General features: G+C 60.2%; 18 protein-coding genes. 7 read left to right on the forward strand and 11 right to left on the reverse strand.

Annotated features, from left to right (window positions below; all coding sequences use genetic code 11):
* Positions 1-108 precede the first annotated feature (108 nt).
* Together BFN10_RS21860 and sctC are read right to left on the reverse strand one after the other, a co-directional pair.
* Positions 109-333, reverse strand: coding sequence for a FliM/FliN family flagellar motor switch protein (locus tag BFN10_RS21860; RefSeq protein WP_071491398.1), 225 nt, complete (start codon positions 331-333; stop codon positions 109-111).
* Positions 334-349: 16 nt separating this feature from the next.
* Complete coding sequence (sctC, locus tag BFN10_RS21865; RefSeq protein ID WP_071491399.1) at positions 350-1,777, reverse strand: type III secretion system outer membrane ring subunit SctC; 1,428 nt, start codon at positions 1,775-1,777, stop codon at positions 350-352.
* A 273-nt stretch (positions 1,778-2,050) separates the two neighbouring features.
* On the opposite strand from sctC, the gene BFN10_RS21870 reads away from it, so the two are divergent.
* The 5 genes from BFN10_RS21870 to cobA all read left to right on the forward strand — a co-directional run bounded on the left by BFN10_RS21870 (position 2,051) and on the right by cobA (position 7,675).
* The gene (locus tag BFN10_RS21870) at positions 2,051-3,277 is read left to right on the forward strand and encodes a CmpA/NrtA family ABC transporter substrate-binding protein (RefSeq protein WP_071491400.1); all 1,227 of its coding nucleotides are present in this window, start codon (positions 2,051-2,053) and stop codon (positions 3,275-3,277) included.
* A 13-nt stretch (positions 3,278-3,290) separates the two neighbouring features.
* Positions 3,291-3,866, forward strand: coding sequence for an ANTAR domain-containing response regulator (locus tag BFN10_RS21875; RefSeq protein WP_071491401.1), 576 nt, complete (start codon positions 3,291-3,293; stop codon positions 3,864-3,866).
* Positions 3,867-4,023: 157 nt separating this feature from the next.
* Positions 4,024-5,235, forward strand: coding sequence for a nitrate/nitrite transporter (locus BFN10_RS21880; RefSeq protein ID WP_071491402.1), 1,212 nt, complete (start codon positions 4,024-4,026; stop codon positions 5,233-5,235).
* On the forward strand, positions 5,235-6,905 hold the full coding sequence (locus tag BFN10_RS21885; protein WP_071491403.1) for a bifunctional protein-serine/threonine kinase/phosphatase: 1,671 nt from the start codon (positions 5,235-5,237) through the stop codon (positions 6,903-6,905). Before BFN10_RS21880 ends, BFN10_RS21885 begins: the two co-directional genes overlap by 1 nt.
* A gap of 26 nt (positions 6,906-6,931) precedes the next feature.
* Positions 6,932-7,675, forward strand: coding sequence for a uroporphyrinogen-III C-methyltransferase (gene cobA, locus BFN10_RS21890; RefSeq protein WP_071491404.1), 744 nt, complete (start codon positions 6,932-6,934; stop codon positions 7,673-7,675).
* Positions 7,676-7,735: 60 nt separating this feature from the next.
* On the opposite strand, the gene BFN10_RS21895 is transcribed toward cobA, so the two are convergent.
* From BFN10_RS21895 to ppsA, 8 genes are all read right to left on the reverse strand, one after another.
* On the reverse strand, positions 7,736-8,716 hold the full coding sequence (locus BFN10_RS21895; protein ID WP_071491405.1) for an OmpA family protein: 981 nt from the start codon (positions 8,714-8,716) through the stop codon (positions 7,736-7,738).
* A gap of 107 nt (positions 8,717-8,823) precedes the next feature.
* On the reverse strand, positions 8,824-9,414 hold the full coding sequence (gene sigX, locus BFN10_RS21900) for an RNA polymerase sigma factor SigX (RefSeq protein WP_010208495.1): 591 nt from the start codon (positions 9,412-9,414) through the stop codon (positions 8,824-8,826).
* Positions 9,415-9,501: 87 nt separating this feature from the next.
* A complete protein-coding gene (locus tag BFN10_RS21905; RefSeq protein ID WP_071491406.1) occupies positions 9,502-10,326 on the reverse strand; it encodes a mechanosensitive ion channel family protein in 825 nt (274 codons plus the stop codon).
* A 2-nt stretch (positions 10,327-10,328) separates the two neighbouring features.
* Positions 10,329-10,574, reverse strand: a complete 246-nt coding sequence (locus tag BFN10_RS21910) for a hypothetical protein (RefSeq protein WP_003230316.1) — start codon at positions 10,572-10,574, stop codon at positions 10,329-10,331.
* Between the two features lie 86 nt (positions 10,575-10,660).
* A complete protein-coding gene (locus tag BFN10_RS21915) occupies positions 10,661-11,656 on the reverse strand; it encodes a zinc transporter ZntB (RefSeq protein ID WP_071491407.1) in 996 nt (331 codons plus the stop codon).
* A 24-nt stretch (positions 11,657-11,680) separates the two neighbouring features.
* Complete coding sequence (rraA, locus tag BFN10_RS21920) at positions 11,681-12,172, reverse strand: ribonuclease E activity regulator RraA (RefSeq protein WP_058427377.1); 492 nt, start codon at positions 12,170-12,172, stop codon at positions 11,681-11,683.
* Positions 12,173-12,361: 189 nt separating this feature from the next.
* Entirely contained in the window at positions 12,362-13,351 is a 990-nt protein-coding gene (locus tag BFN10_RS21925; RefSeq protein WP_071491408.1) for an alpha/beta fold hydrolase, read from the reverse strand.
* A 106-nt stretch (positions 13,352-13,457) separates the two neighbouring features.
* The gene (gene ppsA / locus BFN10_RS21930) at positions 13,458-15,833 is read right to left on the reverse strand and encodes a phosphoenolpyruvate synthase (RefSeq protein ID WP_071491409.1); all 2,376 of its coding nucleotides are present in this window, start codon (positions 15,831-15,833) and stop codon (positions 13,458-13,460) included.
* Positions 15,834-16,011: 178 nt separating this feature from the next.
* Here ppsA and ppsR point away from each other — a divergent pair, with 178 nt between their 5' ends.
* Entirely contained in the window at positions 16,012-16,830 is an 819-nt protein-coding gene (gene ppsR / locus BFN10_RS21935; RefSeq protein ID WP_003193298.1) for a posphoenolpyruvate synthetase regulatory kinase/phosphorylase PpsR, read from the forward strand.
* Between the two features lie 53 nt (positions 16,831-16,883).
* Here the strand turns inward: ppsR and BFN10_RS21940 are convergent, their stop codons facing one another.
* Entirely contained in the window at positions 16,884-18,308 is a 1,425-nt protein-coding gene (locus tag BFN10_RS21940) for an aminotransferase-like domain-containing protein (RefSeq protein WP_071491410.1), read from the reverse strand.
* A gap of 160 nt (positions 18,309-18,468) precedes the next feature.
* Here BFN10_RS21940 and BFN10_RS21945 point away from each other — a divergent pair, with 160 nt between their 5' ends.
* Positions 18,469-19,362, forward strand: coding sequence for a DMT family transporter (locus BFN10_RS21945; protein ID WP_162276406.1), 894 nt, complete (start codon positions 18,469-18,471; stop codon positions 19,360-19,362).
* Positions 19,363-19,378 lie beyond the last annotated feature (16 nt).

Consider the following 19,378-nt stretch of genomic DNA (forward strand, 5'->3'; position numbering starts at 1 on the left):
CGGGTTCAAGTGCCCCTGCCACGACTATAAAAACCTGCCTCAAGGCTCACGTTAGGAAAAAGCGCAGACATCGCGCATTATTTTGGAACCACGCTGTAAGACGTTTCGCTACCCATCACCTTCAGGTAGCCACGCGTGGTAAACCTCGTGCAACTCAACCCCCAACCGGTCTTCCAACTGCACCAACTCACCCAAGGCCAGTAATTGCCCGTTAACCCGAACCTCCACGCAATGGATTATCTCTGGCATCAAAGGCAACACCTTCCCGGGCGCAAACTTTGCCAGGCGCCGGCGGCTGATCAGTTGTTCCTGAAGAAGAATTTCCAGATGCATCGGGCTGACACCTTGCTCACGGTGAGACATCGCGCTCAGGCCGTACAAACGCACGTTGAACACGCTCGTATTGCGCTGCCGTCAAAGGCGGCGGCCCTGCCCCCCCACCCGACCCCAGCGTCTCAAGGCCCACGGCCCTGGCCTGAATCACAAACAGACGCACTTGATCCGGGCGAGTAGTCGCCCGCCGCTCTGCCTCTCGTTGAAACGCGCCCAGCCACAGACGCCTGCCCTGGGGCACACGCACCACACTGTTGACCCCCACCTGCCCCACCGCGGTATTTTTTTCACGCCGCCCCTTCTCACTTATCTGGCGCCCCTCCTCAATCTCAAGGCGCATTTCGATCTGGTTAGCTTCTGAAAAACGCGGCAGTACGCTGACCTGAGTGCCATAGCGCACAGGTTTCCAGTCAGTTCGGTCGTTTCCGGAGGGCGGTAGATAAAACGTATGGCTATCCTGAAACACCGCCGGGACGTTCTCCTGAGTGAGAATCACGGGCAGTGCCACCACCTTCGCCCGTCGACGACGCTCCAATGCACCGATCCTGGCCATCACGCGATTGTCATCCTGAGGCGCAAGGATTCGCGTGGTCGACATCCGGGCGTCTTCATCCCTGCCCAGGCCCAGTTTTTCCAGCTCGTCACGCTCAACATCCACCAGCCATAACGACACTTCGATCGATCGCTTGGGTATGTCGAGTTCCGCCACCAGTTTCTGGATGAAGGTCACCTGGGCCGGCTTGCCCTTGATCAGCAGGCTGTTGCTGTCCGGGTAGGCGATCACACCAAGGCTCTTGTCGGCCAGCAACCCCTTGTGCCCGCTGGCCAGCAGGGTCTCGATCATCGACGCCATTCCCGGCACGGTAACCGGGTTGTCGCGCGCGCCGTACTGACGGTCCGCCACATCGGTGTTAAGCACCTGAACCACACCAAAGGCCTGCGCGCCCACACGCAAGTCGGCTCTTTGCCGATCCATCAATTGGGCCAGGCGCATCACCTGGTCGACGTAGTTAGGTGGGCCGGACACATAAAATGTGCGTGCCCCACTTTCACGCAGGGGATGGCGTGACTCATCAAGGCCCGAGCGGCGCATGAGGCCACGCAACTTGTCGACCGTAATATGCCGCAAGGTCACCGCAGAGCTCTTTGCCTCGTCAGCATCGTAGATATGCAGCGCTTGCCCGTCGCTGTACCAGATCAACCCCTGCTCTTGCGCAAGCGCCTCCAACGCCTGTTGCGGCGCATCGAAATCCAGTGCGGTGCTGAGACGTTTGCGCGCCACCGCCTGGCTGACAACGATGGGCACCCCCAGCGGCTCAGACAGCGCAGTGAACACGGTATACAGGCTTTCATCCCGAACCTGGTGAAGCTCGGCCCAAGCCAGCGCACTTCCCAACCACAGGCCGGCAAACCACAGCCAACGGTAAAACCGGAGACGGAGCATCGTTACAAGGGATTCGGCGTGCACCGTGAGGGTTCCTGGGCAGTCTGGCGGTGAGAGAGCGGCCATACTGAAAGCCCGTCCGGTTTCAATCTTGATGGAAAGCTGACGGCCAGCCGCGCCTCACTGCCCGTGGCATGTGCCTTGCTATGAACTCTGCATGAGAGCACGCGCCAACGGCGGAGCGCGCTACGGACAAAGGCGTCGTTACCCGCATTGGCTTACATCGCCATCTGAGGGAACGACGCTTTTTTTTGAAAGAAAAGGTAGGTGTTGATGAACGATTCGGTCGGCAACAGCCCGATGAACGACCCGCTGGCCTGGGTCAACGGCAGTGATGCCCCGGAAAAGAGCAGCCTTGACCTGGGTTTCATGGCCCTGAGCGACTGCGCCTCGATGGTCGTAGCGGCCACCCAGGGCTTCGCTCAACCCTACGGCCTGACCCTGAACCTCAAGCGCCAATCGTCCTGGGCCAACCTGCGCGACAAACTGGTCAGCGGCGAACTGGACGCCGCTCACAGCCTGTACGGGCTGATCTATGCCGTGCACCTGGGCATCGGCGGAGTCGCGCCCACCGACATGGCCGTGCTGATGGGGCTCAACCAGAACGGCCAGAGCATCAACCTGTCCCACGGCTTGCAGCAACAAGGGGTGATCACTCCTGAGGCGCTTGACCGCCACGTGCACCAAAGCCGAACAAAACTGACCTTCGCGCAGACCTTTCCCACAGGTACTCACGCCATGTGGCTGTATTACTGGCTGGCGAGCCAAGGTATTCACCCCTTGCAGGATGTGGACAGCGTGTTGGTCCCGCCACCGCAAATGGTTGCCCACCTGCAAGCCGGACGCATCGACGGGTTTTGTGTCGGCGAGCCCTGGTGCGCCAGCGCAGTCAAGCAAAACCAGGGGTTTACCTTGGCGACAAGCCAAGCGATCTGGCCGGATCACCCGGAAAAGGTCCTCGGTTGCACCCGGACGTTCGTCGACCAGTACCCCAATACTGCGCGCGTGCTGGTGATGGCGATCCTGGAGGCCAGCCGGTTTATCGAAGAAAGCACCGAAAACCGCCGTTCCACCGCGCAATTGCTCAGTGGTCGCGAGTACCTCGACACCCCGCTCGACTGCATCGAACCGCGCCTGCTGGGCGCCTATGACGATGGCCTGGGCAACCAGTGGCAGGATCCCCACGCCCTGCGTTTCTTCGCCGGTGGCGAGGTGAACCTGCCTTACCTCTCCGACGGCATGTGGTTCATGACCCAGTTCCGGCGTTGGGGCCTGTTGCGCGAGGACCCCGACTACCTGGGCGTTGCCCGCCAGGTGCAGCAACTGGCGTTGTATCGCCAGGCGGCAGGTGCGCTGGGGATCCCGGTAAAGGCCCAGGACATGCGCAGCAGCCAACTGATCGACGGCAAAATCTGGGACGGTTCCAACCCAACCGAATACGCCCGCAGCTTCCGCCTGCATGCCCTGGCCAATGATTCCAACCGCCAGGCCTGGCGCTGACAGGAGAATCTCCATGCTGCGAATCCTGTTGATCAATGACACCCCGCGTAAGGTCGGCCGCCTCAGGTCGGCGCTGATCGAGGCCGGTTTTGATGTCATCGATGAGTCCGGCCTGACCATCGACCTGCCCGCACGCGTCGAAACGGTGCGCCCGGACGTGATCCTGATCGATACCGAGTCACCGGGTCGTGATGTGATGGAGCAGGTGGTATTGGTCAGCCGAGACCAACCCCGGCCCATCGTGATGTTTACCGACGAACATGACCCGAACGTAATGCGCCAGGCGATCAAGTCCGGCGTCAGCGCCTACATCGTCGAAGGCATCCAGGCCCAGCGCCTGCAGCCGATCCTCGATGTGGCCATGGCGCGCTTCGAAAGCGACCAGGCCTTGCGCGCCCAGCTCCAGGCGCGCGACCAGCAATTGGCCGAGCGCAAGCGCATCGAGCTGGCCAAGGGCATGCTGATGAAAATGAAGGCCTGCAACGAAGAAGAGGCCTACACCCTGATGCGTCGCCAGGCCATGAGCCGCCAGCAGAAACTGATCCAGGTGGCGGAGCAGATTATCGCCATGAGCGAGCTGCTCGGCTGATTTGGCTCAGCTCTTGCTAAGTATTCCGCACAGGTAGCCAACGGCGGTTGCCCCTCCACGACAAAGACGTCGCACACCCGGTTTGCCCTCGCGAACCCGGTGGCGGCGTTTTTTCGTTTTGGCCTTCTTACAAGACTCCCAACCGTTGAGGTGCGTGATGAAATCAAGCTTCTGGAAATCCGGGCACACCCCGACCCTGTTTGCCGCGTTCCTGTATTTCGACCTGAGCTTCATGGTCTGGTACCTGCTAGGCCCACTGGCGGTACAGATTGCCGCCGACCTGCACCTGACCACCCAACAACGCGGGCTGGTGGTGGCGACACCGATCCTGGCGGGCGCGGTGCTGCGCTTCCTGATGGGCATGCTGGCGGACAAGCTGTCGCCCAAGACCGCCGGGCTGATCGGCCAGGTGATTGTGATCTGTGCCCTGTTCGGCGCCTGGAAACTGGGCATCCATAGCTACGAACAAGCGCTGCTGCTGGGACTGTTCCTCGGTATGGCCGGTGCATCCTTTGCTGTCGCGTTGCCGCTGGCCTCCCAATGGTACCCGGCCGAACACCAGGGCAAGGCCATGGGCATCGCCGGTGCGGGCAATTCAGGCACGGTGTTCGCCGCGTTGCTGGCGCCTGTGTTGGCGGCCGCGTTTGGCTGGAGCAACGTGTTCGGCTTCGCTCTGATTCCGCTGGTGCTGACGCTGATCGTGTTTGCCTGGCTGGCGCGCAATGCCCCTGAACGGCCAAAAGCCAAATCCATGGCCGACTACTTAAAGGCCCTGGGCGACCGTGACAGCTGGTGGTTCATGTTTTTCTACAGCGTGACCTTCGGCGGCTTTATCGGCCTGGCGAGCGCCCTGCCCGGTTACTTCAACGACCAGTACGGCCTGAGCCCGGTGACCGCGGGGTACTACACCGCCGCCTGCGTGTTCGGCGGCAGCCTGATGCGCCCACTGGGCGGTGCGCTGGCGGACCGCTTCGGCGGGATTCGTACGTTGCTGGGCATGTACAGCGTGGCAGCAATCTGCATCGCGGCGGTGGGTTTCAACCTGCCAAGCTCTTATGCGGCGCTGGCCCTGTTCGTCTGCACCATGCTTGGCCTGGGCGCCGGTAACGGTGCGGTGTTCCAACTGGTGCCGCAGCGTTTCCGCCGTGAGATCGGCGTGATGACCGGCCTGATCGGCATGGCCGGCGGCATTGGCGGTTTCGCCCTGGCAGCTGGCATGGGCGCGATCAAGCAAAGCACCGGCAGCTATCAGATGGCGCTGTGGCTGTTCGCGAGCCTGGGCGTATTGGCCTGGTTCGGCCTGCATGGCGTTAAACGTCGCTGGAGAACCACCTGGGGCTCGGCCGCCGTGACGGCTGCACGGGTCTGATGAGCCTGCAACTGAGCATCGCTCAGGCCAGTACCATCGGCCCTCGGGCGCAAAACCAGGACGCACTGCGGGTGGTGACACCCGTGGCCGAACTGGCGGCGAGCAAAGGCTACTTGTGCGCCATCGCCGATGGAGTGAGTCAGTGCGCCGACGGCGGCCTGGCCGCGCGCTCGACCTTGCAGGCGCTGGCCCTGGATTACTACGCCACGCCGCAGACCTGGAGCGTGGCCCAGGCCCTGGAACGCTTGCTGTCGGCCCAGAATCGCTGGCTGCAGGCCAATGGCGGTGGCCAGCCGTTGCTGACCACCCTGAGCGCCCTGGTGTTTCGCGGCCAGCGCTTCACCCTCGCGCATGTCGGCGATTGCCGGGCGTATCGCTGGTTGGATGGCGAATTGCAGCGCCTCAGTGAGGATCACGTATGGGAGCAGCCGGGCATGCAGCATGTGCTCAAGCGTGCCCTCGGCCTGGATCAACACCTGGTAGTGGATTTTCTCGACGGCCAGTTGCGCGAAGGCGAATGTTTCCTGCTGCTCAGTGACGGCGTGTGGGCAACCCTGGGTGATCACAGCATCCGTTCGATTCTGCGCGAGCAAACCGACCTGGATCTGGCGGTCAACACCCTGGTGAACGCCGCGCACCTGGCGGGTAGCCAGGACAATGCCAGCGCCCTGCTCGTGCGTATCGACACCCTCGGCGCGGCGACCCTCGGCGACGCCCTGGTGCAGTTGCAGCAATGGCCGCTGCCACCGCCGTTGAAAGCCGGGCAACACTTTGAAGGCTGGCAGGTGCAAAGCGTATTGGCGCAGAGCCGACAGTCGTTACTGTACCGGGTGCGGGATGCCCAGCAGCAACCCTGGCTTCTGAAAACCCTGCCGCTGAGCCGCGATGATGACAGCGATGCCGGCCAGGCCTTGCTCGCGGAAGAATGGTTTCTACGACGCGTCGCCGGCCGGGCGTTTCCTGAAGTCCATGCCGCCAGCGGACGCCAGCATCTGTACTACGTGATGCGGGACTACCCCGGCCAGACCCTGGCCGAACTGTTCCAGCAGCACGGCCCATTGCCCCTGGCGCAATGGCAGTCGATCGCCGAGCGCTTGCTGCGGGCGGTGGGCATGTTGCACCGGCGGCAGATCCTGCACCGCGATATCAAGCCGGAAAACCTGCTGCTGGGGGATGACGGCGAACTGCGTGTATTGGATTTCGGCCTGGCGTACTGCCCGGGCCTGTCGGAAGACCGCGTCCATGCATTGCCTGGCACACCAAGCTTTATCGCGCCCGAGGCGTTCAACGGCGACCGGCCTACGGCCCAACAGGATTTATACAGTGTCGGTGTCAGCCTGTATTACCTGCTGACCGGGCACTACCCCTACGGTGAAATCGAAGCCTTCCAACGGCCCCGGTTCAACCAGCCCTTCAGCGCCAGCCGCTACCGCCCCGATCTGCCGGATTGGCTACCCCTCAGCCTGGACCGGGCAGTGGCGGCCCAACCTGCGCATCGTTACGAAACCGCCGAAGAATGGTTGCGTGTGCTGGAACAGGCGGACCGGCAGGAACTGAGCATTCGCCCCAAGCCTTTGCTGGAGCGTGAACCCTTGAAGGTCTGGCGCACTCTGGGACTGCTGTCGATGTTGATCAATCTAGTGCTGTTGTACTCACTCTTTCACCGCTGACGTCATCCCTGGACGAGGAAAAATCCATGAACGCAAAAGTCTGGTTGGTGGGCGCGGGTCCCGGTGACCCGGAACTGTTGACCCTCAAGGCCGTACGCGCCCTGCGTGAGGCGCATGTGGTGCTGATCGATGACCTGGTCAACCCGGCGGTACTGGAACACTGCGTTGAAGCACGGGTGATCACCGTGGGTAAACGCGGTGGCTGTCGCTCGACACCGCAGGACTTTATCCATCGCCTGATGCTGCGCTATGCGCGCCAGGGCAAATGCGTGGTGCGGCTCAAGGGCGGCGACCCGTGCATTTTCGGGCGTGGCGGTGAGGAAGCCATGTGGCTGCGTGAACGGGGCGTCGAGGTGGAGTTGGTCAACGGGATCACGGCGGGCCTGGCGGGCGCGACAAATTGCGCGGTTCCGCTGACGCTGCGCGGGGTGAGCCGTGGCGTGACCCTGGTGACGGCGCATACCCAGGACGACAGCCGCCTGAATTGGCGGGCCCTGGCCGAGGGCGGGACGACCTTGGTGGTGTACATGGGCGTGGCAAAGCTTGAGGAGATTCGCCAGCAATTGCTGGACGGCGGGATGGCGGCGGATATGCCGGTGGCGATGATCGAAAACGCATCGCTGCCCCAGCAACGGGAATGCCGCAGTGAGTTGTCACGCATGTATGCAGATGCGCAGGCATTTGCCTTGAAGAGCCCGGCCATCCTGGTGATTGGCCATGTGGCAGCCCCTGGGCAAGTCGCTTGCCTTACACAAGCCGCCAGCGCCTGAAGCAAATTCCAGGCGAAAAAAAGCCCGGCCTGAGCCGGGCTTTTTTCTACCACTCAGTAATTACTGAGCTGTAGCTTCTACCGACGCTTCTACACGACGGTTGATGGCACGACCAGCTTCAGTTGCGTTGTCAGCAACTGGGCGGGATTCACCGTAACCTACTGCGGTGATACGGCTAGGAGCAACGCCGTCTTTAACCAGGACTTGCTTAACAGCGTCAGCACGACGCTGGGACAGCTTCTGGTTGTAAGCGTCTGGACCTACGGAGTCAGTGTGACCAGCAACTTCTACGTTGGTAGCTGGGTACTGAGCCATGAAGTCGGCCAGGTTTTTCACGTCGCCGTAGCTGTTAGGCTTAACAACCGACTTGTCGAAGTCGAACTTGACGTCCAGCTCAACACGAACAACCTGAGCAACTGGAGCTTCTGGCTCTGGAGTTGGCTCTGGAGCTGGTGCTGGGGTAGGAGCTGGAGCAACTGCGCCAGCGTTACCGCCGAAGTTTACGCCCAGGCCGACCAGTGCGGAGTAGTCCCACTTGCCGTTGTCCAGACCGTAGTCAGCTTCAACACCGGCACGTGCGTACAGGTTGTTGGTGAAGTAGTACTTCACGCCAGTACCAACGGTAGCGAAAGTAGTCTGGTCGCGACCGCTGTGGCCGTCAGCCTGAACGTTGGTACGGCTCTGGTGACCGAAACCGCCTTCTACGTATGGACGCAGGCTGTCTACGCCAGCTTGACCGAAGTGATACTGGGCAACCAGGCTGCCGGTATCGCCTTTGATCTTCTGGTTACCAGTACCGTCGTTCGAACGGGTGTGGTTGGTCTTGTCGTAGGACAGGTTCAAGGACAGGTCGTCGGTCAGGAAGTAACCGATGCGAGCGCCAGGATTGAAGCCGTCTTCGATGTGCTTGACGCTATCGTTGTACTGCTTCTTGTAGAACAGCTCGCCTTCAACTGCGCCTTGGCCTTGTGCCAGAACGCCGAAAGAAGTAGCGGCAATAAGAGAACCAATGGCCAAGCCCAAGGTGTTTTTCAGTTTCATCCGTTAAATCCCCATCTGGTGATTGTAAAGCAGTCCCACAAACCGGGGGACAACTCGGCGACAAGTCTAACAGAACTTGCCTACACGTAAGAGATATTTGCCACGCACTAAGTTTCAGTCTCGCCCGCAAATTTCTCACGTAATTTATCAAGAGCACGCTTGTAACGCATTTTTGTAGCACTCAAACCCATGTGCATGATGTCAGCGATTTCCTGAAACTCCAGCTCTGCGACAAATCGTAGCACCAGAATTTCCCGGTCAATCGGGTTCACATACACCAACCAGCGATCAAGTCCGCCCTTCTCCTCGGGTGCCGGCGCCTTCTCTTCAGACGCCTCCTCAAGGGGGTCAAGACTCAAGGCGTCCATCAAGCGACGCTTTCGCCGTTCCTTCCGATACTGCGTGATGCACTCGTTGTACGTGATGCTGTACAGCCATGTCTTGAACTTCGATTTGCCTTCGAAGTTCTTCAGGCCGTACAACACCTTGAGCATCACTTCCTGACAGACATCATCCGCATCTCTATCGTTCCCCAAATACCTTGAACAAACGTTGAACAAAGTGCGTTGATATCTGCGCATCAATTCTTCGTACGCGCGAGTGACGTGAAACAGCTCCGTGTGCGAACGCGCGACCAGCTCCTCATCAGAGAGCTCACGGGGGTCATAGCGCGTGGACAGCGTTTGGGCTTTATTCAAAACAAGTCGTGCCGACAGTCAGGTCAATGTCCGCCACAGCCCGATCACCCAGGCTCGCGGCGGCGTACATTAGCAGGGTTTGCCGGGTTAGCGGCTATTGACCTGCTGCTCCAGGAGAATCCGGTTGGACAGCGACACCAGGTCGCCGTCATCGGTCAGCACCGTCGTCTTGACCGTGCCGATCTCCTCGATTTGCCCTTCAACCTCGCCCACACGCACCTGTTGGCCCACCTGGTACAACTCACGCACATAGATTCCCGCAAGAATCTGACCGGCAATTTCCCGGCTTCCCAAGCCCATGGCCAGCGCAACGGCCAGACCAACGGTAATCAAAACGATCACAATCACGTGGTTGAGCAGGTCAGTCTTGACCTCCAACTGGCTGATCGCGACCGAAATACTGATGATAATCACCAAGCCCTGGGCAATCCGCCCCAGGCCAGCAGCATAGTCCAAACCCACGCCTTCGGCGGCGCCGCGCACCAGCCCATTGGCCAGTTGCGCCAGCAAAACACCTACCAGCAGCACCAGCGCGCCGCCGAAAACCTTCGGCAAGTACAGCGCCAGCATGTCGAGCGTAGCTGAAACTCGCTCAAGTCCAAGGGATTGAGCCGCAGAAACCAGGAAAATCAGCAAAACAAACCAATAAACGATCTTGCCGATCAATGTCGAGATCGGTACCTGCAGCCCGGCACGCCCCAACAGTTTGGTCAGACCGGTGCCTGCCATCAGGCGGTCGAGGCCCAGTTTCGCGAGCAGTTTGGACAGCAGGGTGTCGAGCAGCTTGGCCACGACAAAGCCCAGCAACACCAGCACCAGGGCACCAAACAGGTTGGGAATGAAATTCGCCACCTTGGTCCACAATGCGGTCATCGCGGTGACTAGGCTCTGGGTCCAGAGATCAAGTTCCATATTCAATCAGCCTTATCAGCAGTGCGAGCAAGAGGTTTACCACGGGAAACCGGTGAGACATGGGCCGAACCGTTGTTCAGGGCCATCATCAACGCCGGCACCCAGCGCCCGAGCAGACCGAACAGATCACCCGCGCCCACCTGACGGTTGGCGGTTTTCAGCACGCGGCCCAGGCAGGCATCGTCGTCGCGGTTGGACGGCGAGGCATTGAGCATGTCACGCAAAGACTGTTCGAACGGATCGTGCATAAGGACCTCTCGCAAGTGATTTAAAAGACGAGGGTAAATTTCTTGGGGTCACATAGGACCCTTCCTACGTTCAGGTCATATTCAGGTCAAACCCAGCGCAATCGTCGAAAAAGCCACCATTGTCCAAGCGCCACCGAGACCATCAACAGGCACGCAATCATGAATCCATAGGGGCTGGCAGAGAACGGAATCCCACCCACATTGATACCCAGCAGGCCGGTGAGAAAACTCATCGGCAGGAAGATTCCGGTGATGATCCCGAAGCGGTACATGGTGCGGTTCATGCGCACGCTCAAACGCCGGTCTTCGGCCTCCAGCACAAGCCCCACGCGCTCTCGGGTCAATTCAAGCTCTTCCAGATAACGGGTGAGGCTGTTGTTCAATTCGTTCCAATAGTCGGCATCGTCGTCACAGAACCACGGCAGTTTGATGCGCGTGAGCTGGGCGAAAATATCCCGCTGCGGCGCGAGGAATCGCTTCAGCCCGGCTGCCCGTCGACGGATCTGCAGGACGCTGCCATGTTCCGGGGTATACCGTTCGTCGGTATCGAGTTTTTCTTCCTCTACGTCGACGATTTCAGACAGGTCACTGACCAGATCCTGCACTTTATTAGTCAGGTACTGAGCCATATAAAGGATGAGTTCAGAGGCCGTCTTCGGTCCCTTGCCATCCGCCAGCTGCACCAGCAACTCATCCGTGGCGCGCAACGGACGCAACCGCAGGGAAATCACACGGTTGGCCGCGGCGAAAATCCGCACCGAAACCATGTCCTCCGGTTCGGCACCGGGGTTGAGGTTGACCCCACGCAAGAACAGCAGCAATTGCGAGTCCGGCAACGGCAACAGGCGCGGGCGGGTGTTCTCCTCCAGCAAGAGGTCACAGGCGAACTCGCTCAAGCCACTGGATTTGCGCAGCCAGGTCTGGGTCTGTGGATGACTGCGATCCCAATGCAGCCACAGGCTTTCCTGGGACTGCAGTTGCAAGTCGTCGAGCTCTGTCCGGGCAATCGAACGCGCACCGCCTTTACCGTCCAGCACCAGGGCATGCACCAGCCCCCATTGCGCGTTTTCTTCCTCGAACATCCTCACCCCGTCGCTTACAGCAGTTTATTCAGGCATTTTCAGTGGGCTGGGCGACACAATCACGCCGTTATTGTCGGCGTAGATGTACTCACCCGGGCGGAACGTCACGCCTGCAAAGGTGACCACCACGTTCAGATCGCCAATACCACGCTTGTCGGTCTTCATCGGGTGACTGGCCAGGGCCTGCACGCCAAGGTCGGTCTGGGCGATGACATCCACATCACGAATGCAGCCGTAGATCACCAGCCCTTCCCAGCCGTTTTTGGCAGCCTTTTCGGCGATCATGTCGCCCAGCAGCGCACGGCGCAGGGATCCTCCACCGTCGACCACCAGCACCTTGCCAGCACCAGGCTGGTCGGCTTGTTCCTTGACCAGGGAGTTATCTTCGAAGCATTTGATGGTGACAATCTCACCGCCGAAGGAGTCTCGGCCGCCGAAGTTGCTGAACATCGGTTCGAGCACCTGCACCAGCTCCGGGTAGGCGTCGCACAGGTCAGGGGTCACATAATGGTTCATTGAACAATTCCTTTCCGTCAAAGAGGTGTCTTTCGAAAGAAGCGCCAGCCCAAGCAGGTGCGAAACATCCCATCCACTTCGTCGCAACGCAATAGCCACTGCGCGACTGAATATGACCAGAAGCGTTTAATGCGTCATATCTTAGCCGCAACCACACACGAGTGAAACGCCCTTGGCAGAGCCCTGCCCTCAAACAGTGGCCAACACCTCGGGCTGCACGCCGAACAATGGGGCGAGCGGGTCCTTCAGCCATTGCGCCACCAGTGGCCACACTTCAGCCTGTGCGGCTTTGCTGACGAGCATTTCAACGTGCCCGAAATCCTCGGTAAACCCTTGCTGACGGCCGAGGCACAAGTATTGACGGTGCTCGGAACCGACCTGCTCGAACAGCTTGCGACAGGCCCAGTCGGGGTCCTGACGATCGCCGGCAGCACTGACCGACAGTAACGGCACATCGACCTCCGCCAGGCCTTTCCACCAGTCGTTCTTGCCTTCGCCAAAGCGGCCAAACAGGCCATTCCAGCGCATGGCTTCGATCATCACGCCTGCCGGCTCGTCCTCCGGGCCACGCTTGAGGCGCGAGCCGGAGACTTCGCCGAAGCGTTTCAAGAGCAAGCGCCCCGTCCATTCCACCGGTGGCAGCTTCAACGGCCAGTGGGTGCGGCTGACCTGGCAGCCAAACAATGCCACCGAAGCCACGGCTGGCGCGCCAAGGTGCCGCCCGCCAAGCGCCGCCGCCAGACTGGTGCCACCCAGGGAATGACCGATCCAGTGAGGAACCTGCCCGCTTTGCTCGCGCACGAACGCGCCAATGGCCGGCAAGTCGTAGCGCGCATAGTCAGCGACGCGGTTGCGTGCGTAGTCATGATTGCGCTTGGACAAACCATGACCACGCATTTCCGGGATCCACACATCAAATCCCTGGCGTGCCAGGTAAGCGCCCAGGCCGATGCCTTTGGGCGAATACCAGAAGCGGCGATTGGAAAAACTGCCATGCAATAAAATAACCGCAATGCCCCGGTTTTCCGGGACATCGGCCAGGCCCAAACGGGTAACTGCCAGCTCGACGGTGCCGTCGGGGCTGTTACCGGGCTTGAGGCGGTATACGTCTTCACTCAGGTCGCCACGACGCTCAGCGCTGATCAGGGCGACGGGAAACAGGTTGCTGCTGCTTTGCATAATGCTCTTGCACAAAAAAGGGCGGCGTCCGGAAGGAGTTCCGCCCTGCACAGATAAGAATGCCGGTCACCCTCATCGGGTGACCGGCACTTTTGACATGACGATCTTAGGCGGACGCCTGGCCTTCCGCCAGGAAGAACCAGGTTTCCAACACGGAATCGGGGTTCAACGAGACGCTTTCGATGCCCTGTTCCATCAGCCATTTGGCCAGGTCAGGGTGGTCGGAAGGACCTTGGCCGCAGATGCCGATGTACTTGCCAGCCTTGTTACAGGCCTGGATGGCGTTGGCCAGCAGCTTCTTGACCGCAGGATTTCGCTCGTCGAACAGATGGGCGATGATTCCGGAGTCGCGGTCCAGGCCCAGGGTCAGCTGGGTCAGGTCGTTGGAACCGATGGAGAAACCGTCGAAGAACTCGAGGAACTCTTCGGCCAGGATGGCGTTGGACGGCAATTCGCACATCATGATCACGCGCAGGCCGTTTTCGCCACGGGACAGGCCGTTTTCTGCCAGCAGGTCGACCACTTGGCTCGCTTCGCCCAAGGTGCGCACGAACGGCACCATGATCTCGACGTTGGTCAGGCCCATTTCGTTGCGCACGCGCTTGAGGGCGCGGCATTCGAGCTCGAAGCAGTCACGGAACGCTTCGCTGATATAACGCGAGGCGCCACGGAAGCCCAGCATCGGGTTTTCTTCTTCCGGTTCGTAGAGCTTGCCGCCGATCAGGTTGGCGTATTCGTTGGACTTGAAGTCCGACAGGCGCACGATGACCTTTTTCGGGTAGAACGCCGCCGCCAGGGTGCTGATGCCTTCCACCAGCTTCTCGACGTAGAAGCCCACAGGGTCGTTGTAGCCGGCGATGCGCTTGTCGACGCTTTCCTTGATCTCCAGCGGCAGGCCGTCGTAGTTCAACAGGGCCTTGGGGTGCACGCCGATCATACGGTTGATGATGAACTCCAGGCGGGCCAGGCCCACACCGGCGTTCGGCAACTGTGCGAAGTCGAAGGCACGGTCCGGGTTGCCGACGTTCATCATGATCTTGAACGGCAGGTCGGGCATGGCGTCGATGGAGTTCTGCTTGATGTCGAAGCCCAGTTCACCTTCGAAGATGAAGCCGGTATCGCCTTCGGCGCAGGACACGGTCACGCCCTGGCCGTCTTTGAGCAGCTGGGTGGCGTTGCCACAACCGACTACCGCAGGAATCCCCAGCTCACGGGCGATGATCGCCGCGTGGCAGGTACGCCCGCCACGGTTGGTGACGATGGCGCTGGCGCGCTTCATTACCGGTTCCCAGTCCGGGTCGGTCATGTCGGAGACCAGTACATCGCCTGGCTGGACTTTGTCCATTTCGGACACGTCCTTGATGATCCGCACCTTGCCGGCGCCGATGCGTTGGCCGATGGCACGGCCTTCCACCAGCACGGTGCCGGTTTCTTTGAGCAGGTAGCGTTCCATGACATTGGCCGAGGTGCGGCTTTTCACGGTTTCCGGACGGGCCTGCACGATGTACAGCTTGCCGTCGTCACCGTCCTTGGCCCACTCGATGTCCATCGGGCACTTGTAGTGCTTTTCGATGATCATCGCTTGTTTGGCCAGCTCGCTGACTTCAGCGTCGGTCAGGCAGAAACGCGCCCGTTCGGCCTTGTCGACTTCAACGGTTTTCACGGAACGACCGGCCTTGGCCTCGTCGCCGTAGATCATCTTGATGGCCTTGCTGCCCAGGTTACGGCGCAGGATGGCCGGGCGACCCGCTTCGAGGGTGCCCTTGTGTACGTAGAATTCGTCGGGGTTGACCGCGCCCTGTACGACGGTTTCACCCAGGCCGTAGGCGCCGGTGATGAACACCACATCACGGAAGCCCGATTCGGTATCGAGGGTGAACATTACGCCGGCGGTGCCGGTTTCCGAACGCACCATGCGCTGTACACCGGCAGACAAGGCCACCAGCTTGTGGTCGAAACCCTGGTGAACACGGTAGGAAATGGCGCGATCGTTGAACAGCGAGGCGAACACTTCCTTGGCGGCGCGGATGACGTTTTCCACGCCGCGGATGTTCAGGAAGGTCTCTTGCTGGCCGGCGAAGGAAGCGTCTGGCAAGTCTTCGGCGGTAGCCGAGGAACGCACGGCGACAGCCATGTCCGGGTTGCCGGCTGAGAGGGTGGCGAAGGCGGTACGGATCTCTTCGTTGAGCTTCTCGGGGAACTCGGCTTCCATGATCCATTGGCGGATCTGGGCACCGGTCTTGGCCAGGGCGTTGACGTCATCGACATCCAGGGCGTCCAGCGCGGCGTGGATCTGAGCGTTGAGGCCGCTCAGTTCGAGGAAATCGCGGTAAGCCTGGGCCGTGGTGGCGAAACCACCGGGCACCGACACGCCAGCGCCTGCAAGATTACTGATCATCTCGCCGAGGGATGCGTTCTTGCCCCCTACGTGCTCTACATCATGGACGCCGAGCTTATCGAGGGAAACTACGTACTCTACCAAGGTGATCTCTCCACTTTCTGTGTTGGAAAAGCTCAGGACGCCGGCTGCTCAATAGGAGCTGTCGCCCGCGCTTGTGGCCTGGACCTGGAAAATAAGTGAGAATGCGGCCCACCGCGGGACGGCAAAATCGCGCCTATCATATCCAAGATTCGCCATCAGCTTAAGGCCCAGGGCTCAAATGAAACGATCTGCTTTCTTTATCTCCGACGGCACCGGCATCACAGCCGAAACACTGGGCCAGAGCCTGCTCGCGCAGTTCGAAAACATTACCTTCGCCAAATTCACGCGGCCGTACATCGACAGCGTGGATAAAGCGCGGGCCATGGTACAACAAATCAATCTGGCGGCTGAAAAAGACGGTTTTCGGCCGATCATTTTCGACACCATCGTCAATCAAGACATCCGTGAGATTCTCGCAACGTCGAATGGTTTCATGATCGATATTTTCTCGACCTTCCTGGCGCCATTGGAGCAGGAGTTGAGCGAACACTCCTCGTATTCGGTCGGAAAGTCCCATTCCATTGGGCATAACTCCAACTACATGGAGCGTATCGAGGCGGTGAACTTCGCCCTCGACAACGACGACGGCGCCCGTACCCATTACTACGACAAGGCTGACCTGATCCTGGTGGGCGTGTCGCGCTGCGGCAAAACGCCCACCTGTCTGTACATGGCCATGCAATTCGGCATCCGTGCGGCCAACTACCCGCTGACTGAAGACGACATGGAGCACCTGACGCTCCCGGCGGCCCTGCGCGCGCATTCGCACAAGCTGTTCGGGCTGACCATCGACCCGGACCGGCTGACGGCGATCCGCAATGAGCGCAAGCCCAACAGTCGCTATTCGAGCTATGCCCAGTGTGAGTTCGAAGTGCGCGAGGTAGAAAATCTGTTCCGTCGCGAGAATATTGCGCACATCAATTCCACGCATTTCTCGGTGGAAGAGATTTCGGCGAAGATTCTGGTGGAGAAAGGCGTGGAGCGGCGCTTCAAATAACGCCTTGAGACGCTGTTGCACCGTGGCGAGCGGGCTCGCCACAACAAACCCTGCTACAACTGGAAGCGTCCCCCGCCCTGCCCCAGCGCCGTGGCCAGCGCATCAAACCCCGCCCGCAATAACTGATCATCCCCAGACGTATTGCAGATACTCGCCCGGATAAACTGCGGCACCGCCGTCTGCCCTACGGCAAACGCCTCGGCGGTGGCGATCAGGTAATTGTTCTGCTTGAGCTCGGCCTCGATCTCCGACGCCCGCCACGGCTCCGGCACTTCTATCCAGAAGTGCGGACTGTTGAGGTGAGTGCGGTACTCCAGGCCCGTCAGCAGGTCGCGGACCAGGGCCTTGCGGCGGCTGATCTCGTTGATCTGCTGGCGCAGCAGGTATTCCGCCGTGCCGTTCTCGATCCACTGGGTCGCCAGCTCGAGGGTGACGGGGGTAGCCATCCAGCAGGTCGAACGCAGGGCCGCCGAAATACGGCTGACCAGCGCGGGCGGCGCATGCACATAGCCCACACGCAGCCCGGCGGATACCGCCTTGCTCAGGCTGCTGATCAGAATCGTACGCTCAGGGGCGAAATGGCTGAGGGGCGGCGGCCGATCCTCCACCAGTACGCCGTGGGCTTCGTCCTCAAGAATCAGCAGATTGTGTTCGCGACAGACTTTGACCAACGCTTCGCGACGCGCCACCGAGAGCACAGCGGTGGTGGGGTTCTGGATGGTCGGCGTGCAGTACAGCGCTGAAATCCGGTGATTACGACAGACTTCGTCCAGCGCGCTCGGCAGCACACCTTCCTCGTCCATCTCCAGCCCGATCAAGCGAATACCGAGCATGCGGGCGGCAGTGATCAGGCCGGGGTATGTGAGTTGCTCAGTCACGACGGTATCGCCGGCCCGTAACAGCGCCATCATCGAGCAGAGCAAGCCATGCTGGCCGCCGTTGACGCAGATCACCTGCTCGGGGATCGGATGAAAATCGCGCTGCACCAGCCATTGCGCCCCCGCTTCACGGTAGCGCGGCAAGCCGGCATCCGGTGTGTAGGCACTGATGTCCTGGAGGAACTTGGCGTTGGTCGACAGGGTTTGGAAGCTCTGGGCCAGGAAGACTGTCTCCTGCCCCGGGATATGCATATTCCGGCTCATGTCGAAGTATTGGCGCGGTTCTTCACTGAAGTTGCGAAAGCCTTCATCGCGCTGGCGCTCCATCCCACGCTTGCGCACGAACGTGCCGTCACCGACCCGCGCCACCACCAGCCCCAGGCGTTCCAGTTCGCCATAGGCGCGGCTGATGGTGCCGATCGTGACGCCAAGATTGTCGGAAAGCACCCGGTGGGGCGGCAGTTTTCTTCCTGGCTCAATCAAGCCTTCAAGGATGCCCCGTTCCATGACATCGGACAGGCGCTTGTACTTCACGCCCTGACCGTTGGACAACCCCTCACGCATAATTGACACCATGTCAATATTTGTTTTGACAGCCATCTTTCGCCCTAATAGTGTGCTTTTACGGGTTCAATCGCCGAATTTTACAACTCATTACAAGCTCAATATAGAGTTCAATTCCGGCTCAGGGAAGCAATAAACGATGCCAATGTCCGCCGTTCTCGAAAACACCGCCAAGACCAAAACCCAAAAACAGTGGCTGGCCGGGCTGATCACCAGTGTGATGTTCCTGATCGTATGCCTGAGCTGGGGCACCACCTGGCTGGGCATCAAGATTGCCGTGGAGAGCGTGCCGCCGCTCACCTCCGCCGGCCTGCGCTTCCTCATCGCCTTCCCGCTGTTCCTGTGCTTTGCCATGGTGCGCCGCGAGCCGGTCCTGTTTCCCCGCGAGAGCCGCTGGTTCTTCGTGTTCGTGACCCTGTCCTACTTCAGCGTGCCCTACTACCTGCTCAACTACGGCGAGATGCATGTTTCGTCCGGCCTTACCGCACTGCTGTTCAGTTGCATGCCGGTGTTCATCCTGATTTTCTCCGCGCTGTTCCTGCGCGAACGCATCTACTTTTCCCAGGTGGTCGGCATCGGTATCGGCTTCGGCAGCCTCTACATGATCATCAAGAGCCAGGGCCTGCACCTGGACCACGCCGAGTTCTTCGGGGTGCTGGCGATTCTGACCGCCGCGATCATGCATGCCTTGTGCTACGTCATCACCAAGCAGAAAGGCAGCGCCATCAGCGTAATCACCTACAACACGCTGCCCATCGGTATTGCCGGGCTGATGCTGTTCGTCGCCGGGCTGTGGTTTGAAGCGCCGACCTTCGAAGCCATCACCCTGCGGTCATGGGGTGCGCTGTTCTACCTGGGACTGGTGGCCTCGGTGGGTGGGTTCATCGTGTACTTCATGCTGCTCAAGCGCTTGAGCCCGATCATCCTGTCGTTCGTGTTCATCATCTTCCCGGTGTTCGCGGTGATCATCGGCGCCTGGTACGAAGGCGTGTCGATTTCCCGCGACCTGATGCTGTACTCGGCCATCCTGCTGGCCGGCTTTGCGATCACCAAGCTGCCGGTTGAAAAACTCCTGGCCAAGAAAAATTGACCCTCCTACCACCATG

The sequence above is a fragment of the Pseudomonas extremorientalis genome (assembly GCF_001870465.1).
Taxonomy (GTDB): Bacteria; Pseudomonadota; Gammaproteobacteria; order Pseudomonadales; family Pseudomonadaceae; genus Aquipseudomonas; species Aquipseudomonas extremorientalis.

Bases quoted from the DNA above. Each gene is read 5' to 3' on its own strand.
- BFN10_RS21860 (WP_071491398.1), bottom strand. From the start codon at position 333: ATGCATCTGGAAATTCTTCTTCAGGAACAACTGATCAGCCGCCGGCGC.
- sctC (WP_071491399.1), bottom strand. From the start codon at position 1,777: ATGCTCCGTCTCCGGTTTTACCGTTGGCTGTGGTTTGCCGGCCTGTGG.
- BFN10_RS21870 (WP_071491400.1), top strand. From the start codon at position 2,051: ATGAACGATTCGGTCGGCAACAGCCCGATGAACGACCCGCTGGCCTGG.
- BFN10_RS21875 (WP_071491401.1), top strand. From the start codon at position 3,291: ATGCTGCGAATCCTGTTGATCAATGACACCCCGCGTAAGGTCGGCCGC.
- BFN10_RS21880 (WP_071491402.1), top strand. From the start codon at position 4,024: ATGAAATCAAGCTTCTGGAAATCCGGGCACACCCCGACCCTGTTTGCC.
- BFN10_RS21885 (WP_071491403.1), top strand. From the start codon at position 5,235: ATGAGCCTGCAACTGAGCATCGCTCAGGCCAGTACCATCGGCCCTCGG.
- cobA (WP_071491404.1), top strand. From the start codon at position 6,932: ATGAACGCAAAAGTCTGGTTGGTGGGCGCGGGTCCCGGTGACCCGGAA.
- BFN10_RS21895 (WP_071491405.1), bottom strand. From the start codon at position 8,716: ATGAAACTGAAAAACACCTTGGGCTTGGCCATTGGTTCTCTTATTGCC.
- BFN10_RS21905 (WP_071491406.1), bottom strand. From the start codon at position 10,326: ATGGAACTTGATCTCTGGACCCAGAGCCTAGTCACCGCGATGACCGCA.
- BFN10_RS21910 (WP_003230316.1), bottom strand. From the start codon at position 10,574: ATGCACGATCCGTTCGAACAGTCTTTGCGTGACATGCTCAATGCCTCG.
- BFN10_RS21915 (WP_071491407.1), bottom strand. From the start codon at position 11,656: ATGTTCGAGGAAGAAAACGCGCAATGGGGGCTGGTGCATGCCCTGGTG.
- rraA (WP_058427377.1), bottom strand. From the start codon at position 12,172: ATGAACCATTATGTGACCCCTGACCTGTGCGACGCCTACCCGGAGCTG.
- BFN10_RS21925 (WP_071491408.1), bottom strand. From the start codon at position 13,351: ATGCAAAGCAGCAGCAACCTGTTTCCCGTCGCCCTGATCAGCGCTGAG.
- ppsR (WP_003193298.1), top strand. From the start codon at position 16,012: ATGAAACGATCTGCTTTCTTTATCTCCGACGGCACCGGCATCACAGCC.
- BFN10_RS21940 (WP_071491410.1), bottom strand. From the start codon at position 18,308: ATGGCTGTCAAAACAAATATTGACATGGTGTCAATTATGCGTGAGGGG.